At 59.4% G+C, this 791-nt stretch carries 1 protein-coding gene; it reads left to right on the top strand.

Going from position 1 to position 791, the window contains the following annotated elements; all coding sequences use genetic code 11:
* Positions 1 to 363: 363 nt before the first annotated feature.
* Positions 364 to 765, top strand: coding sequence for a hypothetical protein (locus tag AC1D00_RS43590; RefSeq protein WP_477014996.1), 402 nt, complete (start codon positions 364 to 366; stop codon positions 763 to 765).
* The last annotated feature ends 26 nt before the right edge of the window (positions 766 to 791 follow it).

Below are 791 nucleotides of genomic sequence, written 5' to 3'. Positions count from 1 at the left end.
AGGATGGACAGCACAAAAGGCATCACGATCGGCGCATAGCGCGCCGGCAGTTTGCGAACCGCAATCATCTGATTTCTCTTACGGAAAAGGACGCGTCAGTCACGTTGAACCCTGCAAATGGCATCGATCCCGACGGCGTCGGTTGATGCGTTGGTTCACGTGAAACGCTTACGGCGACCGAAAAACGGCGCGGCTGTTCATTATCCGCTCAGGTTGAGTGGTTCAAGCTGCATCTGGTCGTTCGGTTTACAATCGTTCAAAGCGTGGCAGATTGCCGCGATCACGAACCATTTCAGCGGTTTGCGCATTATATATCGTTTGCATAGGTCAATTTGGGCGAGAGCAGAGGAAGGTCAAAACAAAATGAGTGATGGACCGATGAATTCCGCGGCTGGCCGCAGCATTGTACTGGCCGCGGTCGCCAGCCTGGCACTGGTCGCAACCTCTGCATCGCCCTCGGCTGCCGCGTCCGCGGGACCGGCCAAGGCGGTGTCCGCAAAGGTCGTCACGGCGGGGCAGGCCGCCTCCGACGTCACCGATTTCAGCGCAGCCCGACGTCGCTACTATCGACGCGGACCGAACGCTGCGGGCCTTGCCGTCATGGGTGCCGCGGCGGGCATCATCGGCGGGGTGATCGCCGAGCAGCGGCGCCGCGAGTACTATGAGGACAACTATTACTATGGTCAGCGACCTTATTACGGCGGCCCGGGCTACTACGGCGGCAGTCCCTACTACGGCCAGCGCTACTATTATCAGCCCTACTAGGCTGTCGTTTTCGCCTTGGTCTGGAC

The sequence above is a fragment of the Bradyrhizobium sp. P2_E8 genome, assembly GCF_056403875.1.
The sequence above is the reverse complement of the archived record's forward strand: the minus strand, read 5'-3'. Positions and strand labels throughout refer to the sequence as shown.